Below are 19,268 nucleotides of genomic sequence, written 5' to 3'. Positions count from 1 at the left end.
GCAGCGCGCTGGTTTCCGAAGCTTTCGCTAGACCAGCCCCGCATCTGCTGCGGCTTCGCCGGGCAGCGGGCGGCCGACATCGAACATCGCGCGCACGCGTTCGGAGAACATCAGATTGCCTTCGGGGAAATAGCGTTCGTAGATCCGCATCAGCTGGTCGAGATGATCGAGCCCCAGCGAACTGCGGAATTGCGGCCCCAGCGCGCTCTTGCCGAAATGCGGGCGCGTATCGACTTCATAGCGCATCACCAGCCGCTGCAGCCGTTCGAGCCAGGCATAGTCGCGCGGGTCGGCGAACAGGTCGATCGCCGCCATCGGCCGCCGCGCATTGGCCGCGAAGACCGGCTCCGCCACCCCCGGCAATTCGCGCACCGAGATGATGCCCTTGAGGAAGAAACCCAAATCGCGCAGCGCATCTGCTTCGCGGATGATGAACTTGACCACTGCGGGGGCGCGTTCGAGCGGGACGAAGAAGGCCAGATTGTATCCGGTGTAAGTGGTCGAAAACAGCCCGCGGGTGATGCTGGGCGCGCGGTTTTCCTTCAGCCCGGGCTTGGGATCGTAAAGATAGTCAAGATCGCCCGGATCGGTGATCACGCGTTCGCTCTGCTCGAGGTCGAGCCAGTCGATGAAGCGTTGCATCGGTCGCCGCAGCCGGGGAAGGAACCGATCGAGCTTGTAATAATGGCGCAGGAACCATGCGGCGAACTTGCCGCTGCCGCTGGCCTTGGGATGCGCGACCACGACCTTCTCGTCGGCGCATTCGGCAAGGACGTGGGTCATCACCACCGGATCGTCCGGGTCGGTATAGGGCATCACCGCCCAATTGACCGCGATCCCGCCCTGGCGCAGCTCGTCCAGCTTCGACAGGCGGCTCATCGAACTGACCGAAATGTAGGATTCGAGCGGTTTGGTCTCCAGCACCAGCTCCACGATCGGTGCGATCGTGCCGAAGGACAGCGCCACATAGGCGAATTCGGGATCGCCGCGCCGCAGCGTGACGCGCTGCCCCTTCCCGTCGAGGAAGGTCAGTTCGACCACGCTGTCCGCCATCACCGCGCGCGGACCGAAGCCATGCGTGCCCGTGGCCAGCGCGCCGACCACCGACTGTTCCATGTAATTGCCCGAATTGTGCAAGCCGCGCCCGTGCTGGTCGCGCAGGAACAGCTTGAGATCGCGCACCGAAACCGAAGCGCCCACGCGCACGGTTTCAGTGGCAGGATCGTAAGACAGCGTCTTGATCCCGCCTTCGCGCATCATCATCGCGGTGACGCCGGGGACCACCTGGACCCCGTTGTAGGAATGCGACTGGCCCACGCAGCTGTAGCGGCCTTCGCTCACCAGCTTGGCCAATGCGGTTTCATCGTGCGGAACGCGCGCTTCGGTTTCGCAGCGATAGACGTTGATCCACGAGCGGACCCAGCGCTTGCCATCGGTGCCGATCGCCCGCCGGTCGGCCGCACGTTCGCGGCGCGTACGCAAATATTTCCTGATCAAGACCTGCCCCCTGCCTTGCACCCGCAGGCAGCATAATGGATTTCGGCCCGCGAAGCGAGGACAGGAACGACATCGACGGCGCAGCGGTGGAACCTTGGCGGCAGCGATACGCTCTCAAGACAAACCTTTTTCAGGAGACACCATGACCCAGACCTTGCTTATCACCGGCGCATCGACCGGTATCGGAGCAGCCACCGCCCGCGCCGCCGCCGAGGCCGGATGGCAGGTCGCCCTGCTCGCCCGTTCACAAGACGAACTGGACAGCCTCGCCGGCGAGATCGGCGAGCGTGCGCTGGCGCTGCCCTGCGACGTGACCGACCGCGCCGCGCTGAATGCGGCGGTGGACAGGGCCGTCGACCATTTCGGCGGGCTCGACGCGGTCTTCGCCAACGCCGGCAAGGGCGTGTCCAGCCCGGGTATCGAACAGGGCGTTCCGGCCGAATGGGACGAGATGATCCAGCTCAACGTGATGGCCGTGCTGTCCACCGCGCATGCGACCCTGCCGCATCTGCGCAAGACCAAGGGACATTTCGTGGTCACCGGATCGAAGGCGGGGCGCGATCACCTCAAAGGGTCGGTCTATGGCGCGACCAAGTGGTTCGTCCACGGTCTTGCCGGGAACCTCGCCGAAGAAATGCGCGAATGGGGCGGCCGCTGCACGGTCATTTCACCGGGCATGGTCGACACGCCGTTCTTCGACGAACCCAAGCCCGACAAAATCCAGCCCGGCGATGTCGCGAATGCAGTGATCTTCGCCATCTCGCAGCCCGAAACCGCCGCAGTGCGCGAAATTCACATCATGCCGACCGGCTGATCAGCGCTGCAGCGCCTCTTCCAGCGTCTCCAGCGCGGCGCGCGCAAAGGCTTCCATATTGGCGATCCGGTCGTCGCTGCCGGTTTCGGTCCGGCGGATGAATTCGAACCCGCCGGGCCCGACCACCGCCGCGCAGCTGCGCCCCGCGGGTGCACCGCTGGGGTGGCTCGACCCGCCGACCGAACCACTTTCCGCCAGCCCCCATTCCGCGCCGAAATTGTCGCGGATCGCACGCGCCTGCAGCAGCGCATATTCCTCGCTTGCCCCGCGCATTCCGGCATAGGCGTCGCGCGGCAGGTCGAACAAGATGTCGCGCGCGCGGAAGGAATAGACCACCCCGCCCCCGACGAAGAAATCGAGCGCGCCGGGCACGGTCAGCAGCGAAGCCGCGACCAGCCCGCCGGTCGCGCCGTCGGCAACCGCGATCTTCTCGCCGCGCTGGCGCAGCAGATCGGCAATGCGCAGCGCCTGTTTATGGGTCTGCTCGAGCATGTCAGCCAGCCGCCTTGACGATTTCGGCCCAGCCGGCCTCGTCCACCACCTCGATCCCGAGTTCGGCGGCCTTCTTCAGCTTGCTGCCCGCGCCCGGCCCTGCAACCAGCAAATCGGTCTTGGCGCTGACCGAGCCGCTGGCCTTGGCACCAAGCCGTTCGGCCTGCGCCTTGGCTTCGTCGCGGCTCATCGTCTCGAGCTTGCCGGTGAACACCACCGTCTTGCCGCTGACGGGGCTGTCGCGTGTCTCGACCTCATAGCGCTGGGGCTCGACCACCCCTTCGCCCGGTGCCTCGCCGATCAAATCGTTCCACACGCTGCGGTTGTGCTCTTCGTGGAAGAAATCGGCCAGCGCATGGCCCACCGCAGTGCCGATCCCGTCGGTGCGGACTTCGAAAATGCGTTTCACCGCCTCGACCATGCGGGTGTTGAACGGGCTTTCCTTCTCGCCCTCGGTGCGCGGGTGTTCGAGGCAATAGGTGCGGAACTCGGCGGCCTTTCGGGGCAGCAGGCGGATATCGCCCAGCCCCTTCATCAGGTCCCGGGCGGTGACCGCGCCGACATGGCGGATCCCCAGCCCGAACAGCAGCCGCGCGGCATCGGGTTCACGGCGCGCTTCCACAGATTCCAACAAATTATCCACAGACCGCTCCTTCCACCCGTCGAGCGCGAGAATGTCCGCGCGCCGCTGCTTCAGGCGGAAGATGTCGGCGGGGCTCTCGAGCCAGCCGAGCGCAAAGAACTGGTCGATCGTCTTCTCGCCCAGCCCGTCGATGTCGAGTGCGCCGCGGCTGACGAAATGCTTAAGCCTTTCCGTGCGTTGTGCGGGACATATCAGACCGCCTGTGCAACGCACATCGACCTCGCCCTCTTCCGCCACCGCCTCGCTGCCGCATTCGGGGCAATGATCGGGGAAGTGGAAGGGATCGCGCTCCGCCTCGGGCGTGAGGTTATCCACAAGCTGTGGAATAACATCGCCCGCGCGCTGCACCACCACGCGGTCGCCCGGCCGCACGCCCAACCGTTCAATCTCGTCGCGGTTGTGCAGCGTGACATTGGTCACAGTCACTCCGCCGACGAGGACCGGCGCGAGCCGCCCGACCGGGGTCAGCTTGCCCGTCCGCCCGACCTGGATATCGATGCCCTCGAGCGTGGTCTCGGCCTGTTCGGCGGGGAACTTGTGCGCCAGCGCCCAGCGCGGCGCCTTGGCGACGAAGCCGAGCCGCTGCTGGTAGTCGAGCCGGTCGACCTTGTAGACCACGCCGTCGATTTCATAGGGCAGGTCGGGCCGCGCCGCGGCGATGGTCTCGTAATGCGCGAGGATCGCGGCGGCATCGTCGAACCGCGCGAACAGCGGCGACACGGGCACGCCCCAGCGCTCGATCACGCGGACCACCTCTTCCTGCGTGCCGCCCGGCACGTCGGAAGCCGCGCCCCAGCCATGTGCCCAGAACTTGAGCGGGCGCTGCGCGGTGACCTCCGCGTCCTTCTGCCGCAGCGATCCCGCCGCCGCATTGCGCGGATTGGCGAACTGGCGGACCTTGGCCGGGTCGAATTCCTCGCCCTTTTCCTCCGCCGCGGCGCGCGCATCATCCATCAACCGCGTGTTAAGCGCCTCGAAATCGGCGCGCCCCATATAGACCTCGCCGCGGATCTCGAACACCTCGGGCGCATCGCCGGGCAATTGCTGCGGGATGTCGGCGATATGCGCGACATTGGGCGTCACATCCTCGCCCACCTGCCCGTCGCCGCGCGTCGCTGCGCGCACCAGCTTGCCCTTCTCGTAACGCAGCGAACACGACAGCCCGTCGATCTTGTCCTCGGCGGTGAAGGCCACCGGATCGCCATCCGACAGCGACAGGAAGCGCCGCACGCGCGCCACCCATTCCTCGACCTCTTCGGCGTTGAAGGCATTGTCGAGGCTCATCATCCGGACCTCGTGCGTTACCTTGCTCAGCGGCGAGGCGGTGGCCGTGTGGCCCACCTTGCGGCTGGGCGAATCCTCGCGCACGAGGTGCGGAAACTCCGCCTCCAGCGCGGCATTGCGCCGCACCAGCGCGTCATATTCCGGATCGCTGATCTCGGGCGCGTCCTCGGCATGGTAAAGCCGGTCGTGCTTCGCGATCTGCTTCGCCAGCCGCATCAATTCATTGGCGGCTTCGGCTTCGGTGACGTCGACTGCCATGTTACGCCCCCTCCAGCAGCCGATCGGCCTGCGCTCTCGCTTCTGGGGTGACTTCCGCGCCGCTGAGCATCCGGGCGATTTCCTCCTGCCGCCCGCCTTCGTCGAGCAGCGCGACGCCGGTCTTGGTCACCGTCCCGTCGCTCGACTTGGCGATCATGTAATGCATGCGCCCGCGCGCGGCGACCTGCGGGCTGTGCGTCACCGCGAGCAATTGCCCGTCGGCAGAGAGCCGCGCGAGCCGTTCGCCGATCGCGCTCGCCACCGCGCCGCCAACCCCGCGGTCGATCTCGTCGAATATCACCGTCGCCGCGCCGCCCTGCTCGGCCAGCGCGACCTTGAGCGCGAGGATGAAGCGCGACAGTTCGCCGCCGCTGGCGATCTTGGTCAGCGGCGCGAAATCGGCGCCCGGATTGGTCGCGATGAGGAATTCGACCGCATCGGTCCCGCCCGCGCCCCACTTGTCTTCGGGCAGCGGCGTGACCGCAGTGCGGAAGCGGGCCGCGTCGAGCTTGAGCGGCGCCAGTTCGCGCGCCACCCCCTCGTCGAGCCGCAGCGCTGCGGCAACGCGCCGGTCGTGCAGCGCCTGCGCTTCCGCGCGGTAACGCTGCCCCGCCTCCTTCGCCGCGGCCTCGAGCGCGTCGAGCTGCGCCTCGCTCCCCTCGATGCTGTCGAGCTGGCCGCGCATCGTGCGCATCAGTTCGGGCAGTTCGTCGACCTCGCAGCGGTGCTTGCGCGCCAGCGCGCGCAGTTCGAACAGCCGGGTTTCGGCGGCATCGAGCGCGGCAGGGTCGTGGACGAGCGCCTCGGCCGCCGCCTGCAGCTTTTCCTCCGCCTCGCCCGCTTCGATCACTGCCCGGTCGAGCGCGCCCAATGCCTCGGCCAGCAGCGGGTGTTCGGGCGCGATGCGGTCGAGCCGCCGCGCCGCCACGCGCAGCGATGCGAGCGGCGAATCCGAGCCTTCCCACAGGTGCCGCAATTCCTCGAGATCGCCCGACAGTTTCTCGCCCTTCTGCATGTCGGTGCGCGCCGCGGCGAGCCGCGCTTCCTCGCCCGCCTGCGGTTCGAGCGCGGTCAGTTCGGCCAGATGCGCAAGCAGCAGGTCCTGGTCGGCCTTGGCGGTTTCCACCGCGAGCCGCGCCTCACCCAGCGCCTCGTCGGCGCTGCGCCACGCGCGCCAGGCGGCTGCGAGCTGCGCACCATCGACTCCGGCAAAGCGATCGAGCAGCGTGCGGTGGCCGCGCGGATTGACCAGGCCGCGGTCGTCGTGCTGGCCGTGCAATTCGACGAGGAAACCCGCCATTTCGCGCAGCAGGCCGACGCTGACCGGCTGGTCGTTGACGAAGGCCTTGCTCTTGCCGTCGGGCCTGAGCTGCCGGCGCACGATCAGCGGTTCGCCGTCCTCGACCTCGATATCCGCATCGTCGAGCCGCTCGGCCAGCCCCTGCGGCAGCGCGGCGAATTCGAAACTGGCCGAAACGCTGGCCTTGTCGGTGCCGCCCCGCACCAGTCCGCTGTCGGCGCGATTGCCCAGCACCAGCCCCAGCGCGTCGAGCAGGATCGACTTGCCCGCCCCGGTTTCGCCCGTCAGCACGCCCAGTCCCCGCCCGAAGGTCAGGTCGAGCGCTTCGATCAGCACGATGTTGCGGATGGAGAGGCGGGTCAGCATTCGGCCTCCCTCCTAGCCAATGCCGAAACCCGAGTCAGCAGCGCATCGCCGGCAATCGACAAGCTTGCCGCAATCGCACGCATCCGCCGCCGTAAACGCAGAGTTAGCAAATGATGCATAGAAGGGAGGCGTGAGTTGGAAACGCATCTGCAACGGTCTTCTCGGGCCGGACATACCCGTGCACCTGCGCGACGACTTCACCCTGCTTACCGCCCGCCACATGCGCGGCCAGGCCCGGCTTTTGTTCGTCGGTTTCATTCTCAGCCTGCCGATGGTCGTCCTGGGCGCCAGCCCGGGCGCGGGGCCGCTGGTTGCCTACGGATTGCCCGCTGCCATTTTCGTGCTGTGCGCGTTGGCGCTGGCCAGCGTGGCGCGCCCGCTCGCCCCTTCGGCCACTGCCGAGGAAGCGCGCAAGACGATCGACACGCTGTGGCAATTGTGCCTGCTCGCCGCCGCGCTCGGCAGCCTCTGGTGCGTCGCCAGCTGGGCCAGCGCACCGGTGGAGGTGCGGCTCTATTATCCGGCGATCATGTCGCTGGGCGCACTGATGCTGAGCTATTGCCTCATGGCAGTGCGCAGCGTCGCCATGTCGGTCCTGCTGGTGACACTCGGGCCCGTGGCCTGCGTGCTGGCAGGAACGGGCGCGACGATGGACCGCGTGCTGGCGGTGTCGATCCTTATCGCGGTGGGGTTCCAGATGGTGATGATGGTACGCCATCAGCAGTTGCTGGTAAGCTTGGTGGAGGAACGCCACAAATCGGGCGAACTTGCCCGGCGCGATCCGCTGACCGGGCTGGCCAATCGCCGTGCCCTGATCGAACAGTTCGAAGGTTTCGCCGACAGCGGTGCGTCGCTGCGGCTGATGGTCATCGATATCGACCGCTTCAAGCGGATCAACGACCGCTTCGGGCACGATATGGGCGACCGTGTGCTGCAGACCATCGCCACCGTGCTGCTGTCGCATGCGCGCGGGGATATCTGCGCGGCCCGGCTCGGGGGCGAGGAATTCGCCATGCTCAGCCGGAGCGATGCGCTCGACCCGGCGCTGGCGCTGCAATTGCTGCGCGAAATCCGCACTTCGGAAATGCCGCATGGCGAAGCGGTCACCGCCAGCATCGGGGTGGCCGATGCAGTGGTCACGCAGGCGGAAGACTGGACCGCGCTTTACGGCCAGGCCGACCGTGCGCTCTACCGCGCCAAAGATGAAGGCCGCGACCGCGTCGAGGCGTTCGAAAAGGATGCCGCTGCGCAGGCGCGCACCCCGTCACGGCCCGCGCGACAGGCCTGAACCGGCTCAGCCGGGGGTGACGTCCGGTGCATGGTCCTGCACCAGTTCATAGGCCTTTTCGTACCATTCGGTGCCGGGATAGTTCGCCCCGAGCACCGCGGCATATTTGACCGCTTCGGCAGGAACGCCCAGTGCCAGGCTGGTTTCGGTCAGCCGGTAGAGCGCCTCGGGCGCATGGCTGGTGGTCTCATAGGTGTCGACCACGTTCTGGAAACGGATCTGCGCGGCAATCCACTTGCCCGACCGTTCGTAATGGCGGCCGATTTCCATTTCCTTGCCCGCCAGGTGATCGCGCACGAGGTCGATCTTGAGCCGGGCGTCGGCAGCGTAATCGCTGTTGGGGAACCGGCGGTTGATCTCGTTCAGCGCGGTCAGCGCCTGGTCGGTGATCCGCTGGTCGCGCTGGACGTCGCTGATCTGCTCGTAATAGCTGAGCGCGATGAGGTAGAACGCATAGGGTGCGTCCTTGTTGCCCGGGTGAATCTGCAGGAAGCGCTGCGCCGCCTGGATCGCCTTGTTGTAATCCTTGGCGACGTAATAGCTGAACGAACCCATCAGCTGCGCGCGGCGCGCCCAGGGCGAATAGGGATGCTGACGCTCGACCTCGTCGAACAGCGCCGCGGCCATTTCCGCCTGCCCGTTGTCTAGCCGGCGCTTGGCTTCGAAATAGAGCGTTTCCACGTCGCGTGCGACATAGGCGGTATCGCGCGGCCCACCATCGCCGCCCGCACATCCGGCGGTGAGCAGCGTCGCCCCCGCAAGGGCGGCGCCAAGGATGAGCTTGCTGGGTGAGCGGGTCTGGGTCGTCATGGGAAGCAGCCTATAACCAGCGTGCCGATGAACGCCAAGTGAAGTTCGCGCCGCTGTCCCCCGCGTGTGCGCGGACCCGGCCCGGCGTCAGGCCGAACCGGAGATTTCCTCGGGTGCGTCCCACAGCAGGTGGCGGTTTTCCAGCATCACCAGATTGGCGCTGCGGATCACTTCGCCCTTGGTGCGATATCCGAGCAGCTTTTCCGCCTGCGTATCGGGATTGCTGGTCAGCACGCGCAGTTCTTCGGAAGTGAAATCACTCAGCCCGCGTGCCCGCTCGATCCCCTTGCTGTCGTAGATATGCAGCACGTCACCGCGGCTGAAGTCGCCGGTCATGGAGATCACGTCCTCGCGCCGGATCGGGCGATCGCCGCTGAGCGCGGTCGCCAGCGTATCCGAGATCACCAGGCTGCCCGCCATCTGCAGGCGGTTGGCGATCCAGCTGTCCCAGCCCGACAGCGGGTTGGGATGCGGCAGGATCTTGGTCGACCGGCGCGTTTGCGCCAGCACGCTCGAAACCGGGTGATCGACTTCACCCTGCGCGATCCAGGTGGTGACCCCGGCTTCCTGCGCCATGTTCGCTGCCAGCAGCTTGGTTTCCATGCCGCCGGTGCCCAGCGTGCTCTTGCCCTTGGTCGCGTCCATATACTGGCTCACGTCGTCGACCTCGGGGATGAACTGCGCGCCGGGTTCATCGGGGTTGCGATCGTACAGCCCGTCGACCCCGGTGAGGATGATGAAATCGTCTGCCCCGACCATCTGTGCCACCTTGGCGGCCAGCCGGTCGTTGTCGCCGACGCGAATCTCTTCGGTGGTGATCGTGTCGTTCTCGTTCACGATCGGGACCACATTGGCCTCGAGCAGGCGGTGCACCGTGTTGCGCGTGTTGAGGAAGCGGCGGTGGTCCTCGAAGTCGCCGAGCGTGAGCAGCACCTGCGCGATTTCAAAGCCGAATTCATGCCCCACCTGCTTGTAGGCGTTGAGCAGCAGCGGCATGCCGCAGGCGGCGGCGGCCTGCTTGTCGGAAACACCCGCGCTTTCGGGCGTTTCCCCGATGATGCGCAGCCCCAGGGCGACCGAGCCCGACGAGCACAGGATCACATTGGTCCCTTCGGCGCGGAGCTGGGCGACGTCTTCCAGCAGGCGCTGGAGGAAACCGTAACGCGGTGTAAGGAGTTCGAGATTGGCCAGCAGGGCCGAACCGATTTTGACGACGATGTTTCGTTTTTTTGCCATAGACTTCAATTATTGCACAGACTTGAAATTTCTCAACGGCAATATAGATAGCGTTTGTGCACTGCACAACCACATTTTGAGAATATCCGCCGGTCGCGAAAAGCATGGTAACTGACAAAGTTAAAGGCAAGTACTGCACCGCGGCATATTCTATAGTCAAGTAAGTACAAGAAACCACAAGAGCCCGATTGCTCGGAAACGGATTTTAGTCATTACGAAAACTGTTTGTATTGTCGGATGCGGAAAAATGGGTTCCGCTTTACTTTCGCAGTGGGTCGAGGGCCCTGAAGCGATAACTGTCGTCGATCCCGCGGGTAGCGAAGTTCCCGATGGCGTTACGCTGGTAACCGACCGCTCCGCGATCGCCGACCAGCGCTTCGACCTCGTGGTTGCCGCGGTAAAGCCGCAGCTGATCGACGATATCCTCGCCGACTATACCGACCATCTCGCCCCCGGCGGCTATGTCCTGTCGATTGCCGCGGGCTATTCCGCCGGACGCCTGTCGCAGCTGATGGGCGATGCGCCGGTGGTCCGCACGATGCCCAACCTCCCCGCGGCGATCGGCCGCGGCGTGAGCGGGATCTGCCCCGGCCCGCATGCCACCAGCGACCATGTCGCGCATGCCGAGGCCTTCATGCGCCGCGCGGGTGCGACGATCACCGTCGACAGCGAGGAAAAGCTCGACCGCGTTACCGCAGTGGCCGGATCGGGCCCCGGCTACGTCTTCGAAATCGCGCGCGCCTATGCCGAAGCCGCGATGGCGCAGGGTTTCGACGAGGACGAGGCGCGCGACATGGTGCTCGGCACGATCGGCGGCGCGATCGCGATGGCCAGCGAACCGGCCGCGCCCAGCCTCGAGGAATTGCGCAATTCGGTGACCAGCAAGGGCGGCACCACCGCCGCGGGCCTGAACGCGCTCAATGGCGACGGTGGCCTTTCCACCCGGCTGCATGATACACTGCAGGCAGCCTACGACCGCGCGGTCGAGCTGCGCTGATACCCGGCGCCTCCCGCCCCGACGCAAGCATACGAGAGAACCTATGACCGACCAGACCCCCGACCCGCAGATCCATATCCACGACCTCGGCCAGCGCGCCCGCAAGGCCGCGCGCGCGCTGCTGTCCGCCAGCACCGAGGCGAAGAACAACGCGCTGCGCGAAGCCGCCAAGGCGCTGCGCAGCCGGATGGGCGAACTGCTCGAAGCCAATGGCGAGGACGTGCAAGGCGTCGAAGGCAGCAAGCCCGAGAGCTTCGTCGACCGTCTCCGCCTGACCGAGGACCGCATCGAGGGCATGGCCGGCGCGCTCGAGGAAATCGCCGAACTGCCCGATCCCGTGGGCCGCCAGCTCGCCAGCTTCGAGCGCCCCAACGGCCTCACCATCGAGCGCGTTGCCGTGCCCATCGGGGTGATCGGCATGATCTACGAATCGCGCCCCAATGTCGGCGCCGACGCCTCCGCCCTGTGCCTCAAGTCGGGCAATGCGGTGATCCTGCGCGGCGGCAGCGAAAGCCGTCACTCGACCCGCGTGATCGTCGAATGCATGCGCAACGGCCTCGCTGCAGCGGGCTTGCCCGAAGACGCGGTGCAGACCGTCGGCACCACCGATCGCGGTGCGGTCGCCGCGCTGCTCAAGGCGGATGAATTCGTCGACCTGGTGATCCCGCGCGGCGGGCGCGGGCTGGTCGAGCTGGTGCGCGACCAGGCGAGCGTCCCCACCCTCCTCCACCTCGACGGCAATTGCCACAGCTACGTCCACGCCGCCGCCGATCTCGACAAGGCAGTCAAGGTCATCCGCAACGCCAAGCTGCGCCGCACCGGCGTCTGCGGTGCGACCGAGAGCGTGGTCGTCGACCGCGCGGTGGCCGCAGACTTCATTCCCAAATTCGCCGACACGATGGGCGCCGATTGCGAATTGCGCGGCGATGCCGATGCCGTGGCGATCGACGGCCGCCTCAAGCAGGCCACCGAGGACGACTGGCACACCGAATATCTCGACCCCATCGCCAGCGTGAAGATCGTCGACGGGCTCGACGAGGCGATCGCCTGGGTCGAGGAGCATTCGAGCCACCACACCGACGCGATCATCACCGAGGACGACGCCGCCGCGCGCAAGTTCATGACCAGCATCGACAGCGCGATCGTGATGCACAACGCCAGCACGCAATTCGCCGATGGCGGCGAGTTCGGCATGGGCGCGGAAATCGGTATCGCCACCGGCAAGATGCACGCCCGCGGCCCGGTCGGGCTCGAACAGCTGTGCAGCTTCAAATACCTCGTCCACGGCGACGGACAGACGCGGCCGTAAGCTGGTTTGGTTTTGCGAACCCGCATCCGCGGGTTCGTCCTCGCTAGATGTTCAGCAAGCTGCACCCGCTGCGGGCGGGCGTGCAGGTGGCCTTCGGCCAGCTGCGTCTTCGACTACGCTTCCGCCCTTGCCTCGTCTGCGGCTCGGAACCAGTGCGAGCCGCTATCGTAACGCGCAAGTCCCGTTCGCGACCAGCGAACGGCAAGGCCGACCGGCCGCCCGCAGGGGCCCGCAGGAGCGCAGCGACGGAGGAACAGCCCCGAGGACGAACCCGCGGATGCGGGTTCGAAAAGCAAGGACTCCCCTTCCACCAGATTTTCCTACTCGCGCCAAATCTGCTCCATCCCCGCAGATGGCCGACCACGACCCCGACACCGCCCCCACCCAGCACCCGCACACCGCGCGCGGCACGCTGCCTGCCTTCACCCCCGTCCCGCGCGCGAAGGAGCGGTCGAACGGCTGGAAGCCGCAGGTCCAGCGCGCCTTTATCGAGGCGCTGGCGGATACCGGCAGCGTCGCCAGCGCCTGCCGCCAGGTCGGCCGCGCCGAGGTCGGCGCCTATCTCCTGCGCCGCCACCCTAAAGCCGCCAGCTTCCGCGCCGCGTGGCAGGCCGCGCTCGATCTCGGCATGCAGCGGATCGAGGATGTCGCGATGGACCACGCCCTGAACGGGGTCGAGGTGCCGGTCTATTCCTACGGCAAGCTCGTCGGCAGCCGCCGCGTGCACAACGACCGGCTACTGATGTTCATGCTGCGCAACCGCGCGCCCGAGCGCTTTGCGGGCGGCCGCCCCAAGGCGCTCAACGCGATCGGGCGGATGGAGAAGAAGCGGCTCAAGGCGAAATGGCGGCGGCAGTGGGAGAAGGAGCAGCGCCGCACCTCCCCCGCCGAAGTGCGCGCCTCCATCGCGCGCAAGGTCGCCGTCTTCCGCCAGCAGATTGAAGCGCAGCTAAGCCCGCGCACGCTGGCCGCCTACGCCGAATTCGAACGCCTGCGAGACGAAGATATCGCGCGCGGCTACAAGGCAAGCGACGACCCGGAGCATCCGCTCTATGGGCAGCGCGCGGAGGCGGACCAGTCCGAAAGCTGATTGAAGGCACTGTCCCCGAGCCGAAGGCGAGGCAAGCGCGACCGCGCGCCCGAGCTTATGCGAGGAAGCAAGCGAGCCGGATGGCTCGCGCCCGCAGGGTCCAAACAAAAAACCGAACCTTGGAATGCCTTCACAGGGGCGCGTTGAAGCTACGCGTCGAACCCGTGAAACTCGCGGTGCCACGACAAGTACTTCGAATGCGGCCGGTACGACTCGATCTCCGGCGCCTTGAGCTTGCCCGTGGGATTGATGATCGCCTCGACACCCTCGCGGTCATTGACCTTCCGATGCACGATGATCTCCAGATCATCCCTGAAGCCAATCAAACCACGGTCGAACATCCAATGCGCGGTGCCGGATAGCGCGAGGCCATTGCGCACACTATCGGGGCCGCCATGTTCGACCGGGCGGATATGCGCAGCCTGCGCTTCCAAGCGACCGCCGCCATTGACCAGCTTCCAGCCCGTCACCGCGCAGCGGCCATCATAGGCGTGCATCACGGCGCGACGGAACGCGCGATCACGGAACGGCTTGGAGATGAGTGACTGGACGATGGGTCGGTCGATCTCGAACGGGGTTTGAGGTTCGTAGACACGATTGTCTGCGATAACGTCGCCATCACTGCGAGGTAGGAAATTCTCGTCTGGCAGGCCGAGCGCAATGATGCGGGCGAAGTCCGATGGCGACAACGGGCGCACGGCAGCTTGGGCCCGGCCGGAAACCTTGCCGGCTTCATTGAGAACCCCCTGCTCCACTTGCTCGCCATTCACGATATGCGCGACAGTCGGCTCGAACGGTAAGTAGCTACCTTCCTCGATGAGCGCGCGATAGTGATCCGTCTTATCTGGATCAGTAATGATCCGCTCGACCTTCGCCACGGCGAAAAAGCCTTTCGAGTTTCGAATTTTGACCGGCTCTCGATAGACAACCCAGTCGCCGACCATCTGCTGGGCACGGCTGAGATAGATTTTCGGAAACTGATAATGCACCTCGGGAATGTCGTCGTAGGTTGACCCATCCTTATGCATGAAAACGCCGAAAGCCATCGTCGATCAAAGTTTGTCAAACACTGAACCGACTCTCGGTGCGAACAGCCGTTCGTAGGTTTGGAGTAGATAGGTATCTGTCATTCCCGCAACATAGTCGCAAATGTCACGCATCGGATCCGCACTATGCCTATACTTTGCGTAGATGTCGGGAGGCAGAAAGCTCTTCGGATCAGACTTCATTACCTCGAAGACAGAGATAACCATCATCTGACCTTTGAATTCCAGATGCTGAACGCCTGGGCTAAAAATCACTTCTTCGCGGATAAAATCTTTCACTGCCTCAACAAAACGCGCCACTGGCTCAGGCAATCGAGCGCGATATCGCAGGCGCGGCTCCTCAAACTCCGACAACACGTCAATCTCTACACTAGTGATAACGAAGTTGAGAATACGATTTATCTGATGCTTCCGTTCGGCCCCGTTCGCGAAAATTAGTTCAACCAATCCACCGTAGACATCATTGCCGTATTTTCCCGCGTAGTTGCTGTTCAAGTAATCGAGAAGCCCCTCGGTTCTCTCCGAGGTCACATGCCGGCGAAAGCCTTCTTGGTCGACAAGACCGAGGGCCAACGCGTCTTCCATGTCATGAATCCCAAAGCTAATATCGTCCGCTAAGTCCATGATGCTGCAAGCAAAGGATTTGTGGCGGGCTTTGGCATGCTTGCCCTCCTTCAAATCGAAAGCTTGGAACGCTTCCCTGTCGGCTCCGGAAAGAGGTTCAAGCAACCATTCCACCACGTCAGCTTCACTGTCCATGTAGCACTTCGGTGGCTTTGAAGCCGTGCGATCCAGCAACGGCGTGCCACTCGTGTCAGGTAGCATCCGCGGGCGGATACCCGGATTTACAGCTGCGCTGAAAGCCACTGGATATTTCAATACGCCAAGGAGTGCCTCGCGGCAGAGATCGGCACCATCCCGATCCGAAAATTTCTCTAGCTTCGAGAGGATTCGCAGCGTTTGGCCATTGCCTTCAAAACCCCCGGCGTTTCGCATGCAGTAATTGAGCGCGACCTCTCCGCCATGACCAAAGGGTGGATGCCCAAGATCATGGGTAGAGGCGATGGCTTGTAGCATGCTGCGATCTGGTATGAAGTTGATAGCATCGTGACCCAAATAATTTTGGCGAAGCTGAGCGCCTAGACTGCCAGCAATCTGCGCCACTTCCAGCGAGTGAGTAAGACGCGTGCGATAGAAATCACTGTCGCCGAGGTTGAGAATTTGCGTCTTACCCTGGAGTCTGCGAAATGATGCTGAATGGATTACGCGCGCGTAGTCGATATCGCCAGCCGTGCGCGCATCCTTCGGCTTTTTCACCCATTGGGAGCGACGGGTCTCCCACACAGTGTCGCGGTTAAGCAAACGAATCTCCTACTCGTACTCGGCACGCAAGTTGTCGCGTTCAACAACTAGCCGAGCATAGCGTGCGCGAAGCTCAATTTCTTCCTCACCAGTAAGTGGCGTGCGATCGATGGAAAACGTGTTACCGCGAATGATATCCAATATCCGCAACTCGCTCGGGGGAACAGCAGGAAAAGCTTGAGTTAAAACCCAAAGACCCAAGCGAGCAGCGTCCGCAGAAAGCGCCGGCTCGGGGGCAAAATAAGAATATACGACATGTTCGTCACCGTTACCGTCTACGACTGTCAGAATGTTATCAATTTTAACGACCGCGTCGAATTCGGGAAATTGGAAGCGAGCTTTAAGCTTGCGCCCGGGATTGAAGGGAAGGTTTGTCCAACGCCTTCTCTCGTCCCACCAGCTCAGAAAACCATCTCGCAATTGCGGGTACAAATTGCTTCTGCGATCGTTGGCTGCAATTCTTTCTGCCGTGGATTCCCTGAGGTCCGGGCCACCAAACACGTGTGCCTTCGCATCGGCCCAGAATGGGGAGTAGAAGTCTCCGCCGCCTCCATCTTCGCCTGCTTCGCGCCGGATGTCCTCGCGAATGTCCGTCCGCAAAGCCGAACGACGTTTGTTCGGCTCGAGGTACATGAGCTTTAGCAGCTTCCGAAGGTGTATGTTCTCTAACGCCATTTCTTACAACTCGCCTCAAAGCCGAATTGGGTTGTGGAAAAGCCTGTTGAAAGTCTGTTTCCTAACCCAATTCAAATTTAGAGCAGTTGCTTGACGGGTCCGACCCCACGAGATCATACACGCGAGGTTTCCAGCACGGAAACGACCTCCACCACAACCGCTCAGGTTTCGGTGGTTGAAGGGGGGTCAGGCGCCAATCCTGGCTCCCCACTTCAGTCAACTTCCGCGAATCGCATTGCCGCCGTTAATCTGCAAGTGCCGGAACTTGACAATCCACAGCCATTACTTGTCGCATGTGCCGGTGGCATTTCGTCTAGGCATCCTTAAATGCAGCGAGAACACCGCGCGCCGTTCCGCGATTGCTAGCGCAATCGCTCCATGCGTCACATGACGTCGCTCCGTGATGCTGCGCATCGCGGTCGGCCGAAGGTCGCGGATGTGCTGACGCGCAACGGCTTCCAACTCGTCGCTTGGCAAACCAAGAGCCTGCGTTAGGCGCCTGCGATCACACCGTCCCCAACAGAGCTCGCCCTACCCCTTCTTCCGCTTCTTCCGCGCCGCATATTTCGCGTCGCGCGCGGCCTTGAGCTCCGCTTCGGTCGGTGCGGGGACCGCGTCGGTTTCGGCTTTCGCCTTGGCGGCGGCCTGCTTGTCGGCCTTGGCCTGCGCGATTGCGGCGCGCTTGGCGGCGCTCTTTTCGGCGATGGCGGCTTCACGCGCTTCCTGCGCGGCCTTGCGCTTGGCAATCGTCGCTTCGTCGAGCTTGGGCGCGTCGGCCAGTTTCTCGAGCGCCTTGGCGCGCGCCTTCTGCGCAAGCGCGCGGCGATCCTGGAAATCGGGGTCCTTATATCCGGACATAGGCGGTAATCTCGTTTCTGGTTGGCCGGCGGGGGGGGCCGGCTGTGTGTGTGTTGGGNGGGGGGGGGGCTGGACAGCGCTGGCGCTGGGGACGCGCCCTATTCCTCGCCCATCCGCAGCGCGGCAATGAACGCTTCCTGCGGAATACTGACGTTTCCGTATTCCCTCATCCGCGCCTTACCCTTCTTCTGCTTTTCGAGCAGCTTTTTCTTGCGGCTGATGTCGCCGCCATAGCATTTGGCGGTCACGTCCTTGCGCATCGCGGCGATGGTTTCGCGCGCGATCACCTTGCCGCCGATCGCGGCCTGGATGGGCACCTTGAACAGGTGCCGCGGGATGAGGTCCTTCAGCCGTTCGCACATACCGCGCCCGCGGCTTTCGGCGACATCGCGGTGGACGATCATCGATAGCGCATCGACCGGTTCGTTGTTCACCAGGATGCTCATCTTGACGAGGTCGCCCTCGCGCAGGCCGATCTGTTCATAGTCGAAGCTGGCATAGCCGCGGCTGATCGACTTGAGCCGGTCGTAGAAATCGAACACCACTTCGTTGAGCGGGAGTTCGTAGGTCACCTGAGCGCGGCCGCCGACATAGGTCAGATCGACCTGGATGCCGCGGCGGTCCTGGCACAGCTTGAGGATCGCGCCGAGATATTCGTCGGGGGTGTAGATCACCGCCTTGATCCACGGCTCCTCGATCTGCTCGATGCGGCTGGGATCGGGATAGTCGGCGGGGTTGTGCAGCATCAGCTCCTGCGCCGGGTCGGTGCGCGACTTGTTGAGCTGGATGCGGTAGACCACCGAGGGGGCGGTGGTGATCAGGTCGAGATCGTATTCGCGCGTCAGGCGTTCCTGGATGATCTCCAGGTGCAGCAGGCCGAGGAAGCCCGCGCGGAAGCCGAAGCCCAGCGCGGCGCTGCTTTCGGCCTCGAAGCTGAAGCTGGCATCGTTGAGCCGCAGCTTGCCGATGCTCTCGCGCAATTTCTCGAAATCGGCGGCATCGACGGGGAACAGCCCGCAGAACACCACCGGCTGGACTTCCTTGTAGCCGGGCAGCGCCTTGTCCGCCCCGCCCTTCACCGTGGTGATGGTGTCGCCGACGCGCGCCTGTTCGACTTCCTTGATCTGCGCGGTGATGAAGCCGATCTCGCCCGGGCCGAGTTCGGGCAGATCGGTGCGCTTGGGGGTGAAGCAGCCGACGCGGTCGATCAGGTGCTGCGTGCCGCCCTGCATGAAGCGGACGTTCAGGCCCTTCTTGATCGCGCCGTCCATCACGCGGACGAGGATGACCACGCCGAGATAGGGGTCGTACCATGAGTCGACCAGCATGGCCTTCAAGGGCGCGTCGCGGTCGCCGGTGGGCGGGGGGATGCGCTTGACCAGCGCCTCCAGCGTTTCCTCGATGCCGATGCCCGACTTGGCGCTGGTGAGCACCGCGCCGCCCTCTTCCCACGGGCCGGTGGCCTCGATGCCGACGATCTCCTCGATCTCCTCGGCGACGCGCTGCGGTTCGGCGGCAGGGAGGTCGATCTTGTTGATGACGGGGACGATCTCGTGGTCGTGCTCGATCGACTGGTAGACATTGGCGAGCGTCTGCGCTTCGACGCCCTGCGCCGCGTCGACCACCAGCAGCGCGCCCTCGCACGCGGCGAGGGAGCGGCTGACTTCATAGGCGAAGTCGACATGGCCGGGCGTGTCCATGAGGTTGAGCTCATAGGTCTCGCCGTCGCGCGCGGTGTAGGTGAGACGCACGGTCTGCGCCTTGATGGTGATCCCGCGCTCCTTCTCGATGTCCATGTTATCAAGCACTTGCTCGGACATCTCGCGATCGGTCAGCCCCCCGCAATGCTGGATCAGCCGATCGGCGAGCGTCGACTTGCCATGATCGATATGGGCAATGATACTGAAATTGCGGATTTTTCTGAGATCGGTCATACAAACTGC

16 protein-coding genes are annotated in these 19,268 nt (G+C 64.3%); 5 read left to right on the top strand and 11 right to left on the bottom strand.

Features of this window, described 5'->3' with window-relative positions; all coding sequences use genetic code 11:
• Positions 1–27: 27 nt before the first annotated feature.
• The gene (locus tag GRI55_RS07495; protein ID WP_160766709.1) at positions 28–1,497 is read right to left on the bottom strand and encodes an FAD-binding protein; all 1,470 of its coding nucleotides are present in this window, start codon (positions 1,495–1,497) and stop codon (positions 28–30) included.
• A gap of 142 nt (positions 1,498–1,639) precedes the next feature.
• On the opposite strand from GRI55_RS07495, the gene GRI55_RS07490 reads away from it, so the two are divergent.
• Positions 1,640–2,311, top strand: a complete 672-nt coding sequence (locus GRI55_RS07490) for an SDR family oxidoreductase (RefSeq protein WP_160766708.1) — start codon at positions 1,640–1,642, stop codon at positions 2,309–2,311.
• Here GRI55_RS07490 and GRI55_RS07485 read toward each other — a convergent pair whose 3' ends face one another.
• Genes GRI55_RS07485 through recN form a run of 3 tightly spaced genes read right to left on the bottom strand, consistent with a single transcriptional unit; the run spans position 2,312 to position 6,654 of the window.
• Complete coding sequence (locus tag GRI55_RS07485) at positions 2,312–2,803, bottom strand: CinA family protein (protein ID WP_160766707.1); 492 nt, start codon at positions 2,801–2,803, stop codon at positions 2,312–2,314. It abuts the gene before it with no gap.
• A gap of 1 nt (position 2,804) precedes the next feature.
• Positions 2,805–4,988 (bottom strand): NAD-dependent DNA ligase LigA, encoded by a 2,184-nt coding sequence (ligA, locus tag GRI55_RS07480; RefSeq protein ID WP_160766706.1) that lies wholly within the window; start codon positions 4,986–4,988, stop codon positions 2,805–2,807.
• A gap of 1 nt (position 4,989) precedes the next feature.
• Positions 4,990–6,654 carry a DNA repair protein RecN gene (gene recN, locus GRI55_RS07475; protein ID WP_160766705.1) on the bottom strand — a complete coding sequence of 555 codons (1,665 nt, stop codon included), beginning with the start codon at positions 6,652–6,654 and terminating at the stop codon, positions 4,990–4,992.
• 130 nt (positions 6,655–6,784) lie between these two features.
• Here recN and GRI55_RS15230 point away from each other — a divergent pair, with 130 nt between their 5' ends.
• Positions 6,785–7,942 (top strand): GGDEF domain-containing protein, encoded by a 1,158-nt coding sequence (locus tag GRI55_RS15230; RefSeq protein WP_156493964.1) that lies wholly within the window; start codon positions 6,785–6,787, stop codon positions 7,940–7,942.
• 6 nt (positions 7,943–7,948) lie between these two features.
• Here the strand turns inward: GRI55_RS15230 and GRI55_RS07465 are convergent, their stop codons facing one another.
• A complete protein-coding gene (locus tag GRI55_RS07465; RefSeq protein ID WP_063505241.1) occupies positions 7,949–8,752 on the bottom strand; it encodes an outer membrane protein assembly factor BamD in 804 nt (267 codons plus the stop codon).
• Between the two features lie 87 nt (positions 8,753–8,839).
• Positions 8,840–9,988 carry a glutamate 5-kinase gene (gene proB, locus GRI55_RS07460; RefSeq protein WP_050601142.1) on the bottom strand — a complete coding sequence of 383 codons (1,149 nt, stop codon included), beginning with the start codon at positions 9,986–9,988 and terminating at the stop codon, positions 8,840–8,842.
• Positions 9,989–10,121: 133 nt separating this feature from the next.
• Here proB and GRI55_RS07455 point away from each other — a divergent pair, with 133 nt between their 5' ends.
• The 3 genes from GRI55_RS07455 (at position 10,122) to GRI55_RS07445 (ending at position 13,384) form a co-directional block, all read left to right on the top strand.
• Positions 10,122–10,985, top strand: coding sequence for a pyrroline-5-carboxylate reductase family protein (locus GRI55_RS07455; protein ID WP_269149436.1), 864 nt, complete (start codon positions 10,122–10,124; stop codon positions 10,983–10,985).
• A 43-nt stretch (positions 10,986–11,028) separates the two neighbouring features.
• Positions 11,029–12,294, top strand: a complete 1,266-nt coding sequence (locus GRI55_RS07450; RefSeq protein ID WP_160766703.1) for a glutamate-5-semialdehyde dehydrogenase — start codon at positions 11,029–11,031, stop codon at positions 12,292–12,294.
• Positions 12,295–12,646: 352 nt separating this feature from the next.
• A complete protein-coding gene (locus GRI55_RS07445; protein ID WP_160766702.1) occupies positions 12,647–13,384 on the top strand; it encodes a hypothetical protein in 738 nt (245 codons plus the stop codon).
• Between the two features lie 149 nt (positions 13,385–13,533).
• Here GRI55_RS07445 and GRI55_RS07440 read toward each other — a convergent pair whose 3' ends face one another.
• From GRI55_RS07440 to lepA, 5 genes are all read right to left on the bottom strand, one after another.
• Entirely contained in the window at positions 13,534–14,430 is an 897-nt protein-coding gene (locus tag GRI55_RS07440; protein ID WP_160766701.1) for an HNH endonuclease, read from the bottom strand.
• Positions 14,431–14,436: 6 nt separating this feature from the next.
• Positions 14,437–15,792, bottom strand: coding sequence for an anti-phage deoxyguanosine triphosphatase (locus tag GRI55_RS07435; protein ID WP_202392403.1), 1,356 nt, complete (start codon positions 15,790–15,792; stop codon positions 14,437–14,439).
• A gap of 9 nt (positions 15,793–15,801) precedes the next feature.
• Positions 15,802–16,425 carry a hypothetical protein gene (locus GRI55_RS07430; protein ID WP_202392402.1) on the bottom strand — a complete coding sequence of 208 codons (624 nt, stop codon included), beginning with the start codon at positions 16,423–16,425 and terminating at the stop codon, positions 15,802–15,804.
• A gap of 573 nt (positions 16,426–16,998) precedes the next feature.
• Positions 16,999–17,325 carry a DUF6481 family protein gene (locus GRI55_RS07425; RefSeq protein WP_160766699.1) on the bottom strand — a complete coding sequence of 109 codons (327 nt, stop codon included), beginning with the start codon at positions 17,323–17,325 and terminating at the stop codon, positions 16,999–17,001.
• A 98-nt stretch (positions 17,326–17,423) separates the two neighbouring features.
• Positions 17,424–19,259 carry a translation elongation factor 4 gene (gene lepA / locus GRI55_RS07420; protein ID WP_063512766.1) on the bottom strand — a complete coding sequence of 612 codons (1,836 nt, stop codon included), beginning with the start codon at positions 19,257–19,259 and terminating at the stop codon, positions 17,424–17,426.
• Between the last annotated feature and the right edge of the window lie 9 nt (positions 19,260–19,268).

The organism is Qipengyuania citrea (assembly GCF_009828015.1).
GTDB classification, from domain to species: domain Bacteria; phylum Pseudomonadota; class Alphaproteobacteria; order Sphingomonadales; family Sphingomonadaceae; genus Qipengyuania; species Qipengyuania citrea.
The sequence above is the reverse complement of the archived record's forward strand: the minus strand, read 5'-3'. Positions and strand labels throughout refer to the sequence as shown.

Bases quoted from the DNA above. Each gene is read 5' to 3' on its own strand.
- GRI55_RS07440 (WP_160766701.1), bottom strand. From the start codon at position 14,430: ATGGCTTTCGGCGTTTTCATGCATAAGGATGGGTCAACCTACGACGAC.
- GRI55_RS07450 (WP_160766703.1), top strand. From the start codon at position 11,029: ATGACCGACCAGACCCCCGACCCGCAGATCCATATCCACGACCTCGGC.
- GRI55_RS07465 (WP_063505241.1), bottom strand. From the start codon at position 8,752: ATGACGACCCAGACCCGCTCACCCAGCAAGCTCATCCTTGGCGCCGCC.
- GRI55_RS07445 (WP_160766702.1), top strand. From the start codon at position 12,647: ATGGCCGACCACGACCCCGACACCGCCCCCACCCAGCACCCGCACACC.
- recN (WP_160766705.1), bottom strand. From the start codon at position 6,654: ATGCTGACCCGCCTCTCCATCCGCAACATCGTGCTGATCGAAGCGCTC.
- lepA (WP_063512766.1), bottom strand. From the start codon at position 19,259: ATGACCGATCTCAGAAAAATCCGCAATTTCAGTATCATTGCCCATATC.
- GRI55_RS07490 (WP_160766708.1), top strand. From the start codon at position 1,640: ATGACCCAGACCTTGCTTATCACCGGCGCATCGACCGGTATCGGAGCA.
- GRI55_RS07425 (WP_160766699.1), bottom strand. From the start codon at position 17,325: ATGTCCGGATATAAGGACCCCGATTTCCAGGATCGCCGCGCGCTTGCG.
- GRI55_RS07485 (WP_160766707.1), bottom strand. From the start codon at position 2,803: ATGCTCGAGCAGACCCATAAACAGGCGCTGCGCATTGCCGATCTGCTG.
- ligA (WP_160766706.1), bottom strand. From the start codon at position 4,988: ATGGCAGTCGACGTCACCGAAGCCGAAGCCGCCAATGAATTGATGCGG.
- proB (WP_050601142.1), bottom strand. From the start codon at position 9,988: ATGGCAAAAAAACGAAACATCGTCGTCAAAATCGGTTCGGCCCTGCTG.
- GRI55_RS07430 (WP_202392402.1), bottom strand. From the start codon at position 16,425: ATGTACCTCGAGCCGAACAAACGTCGTTCGGCTTTGCGGACGGACATT.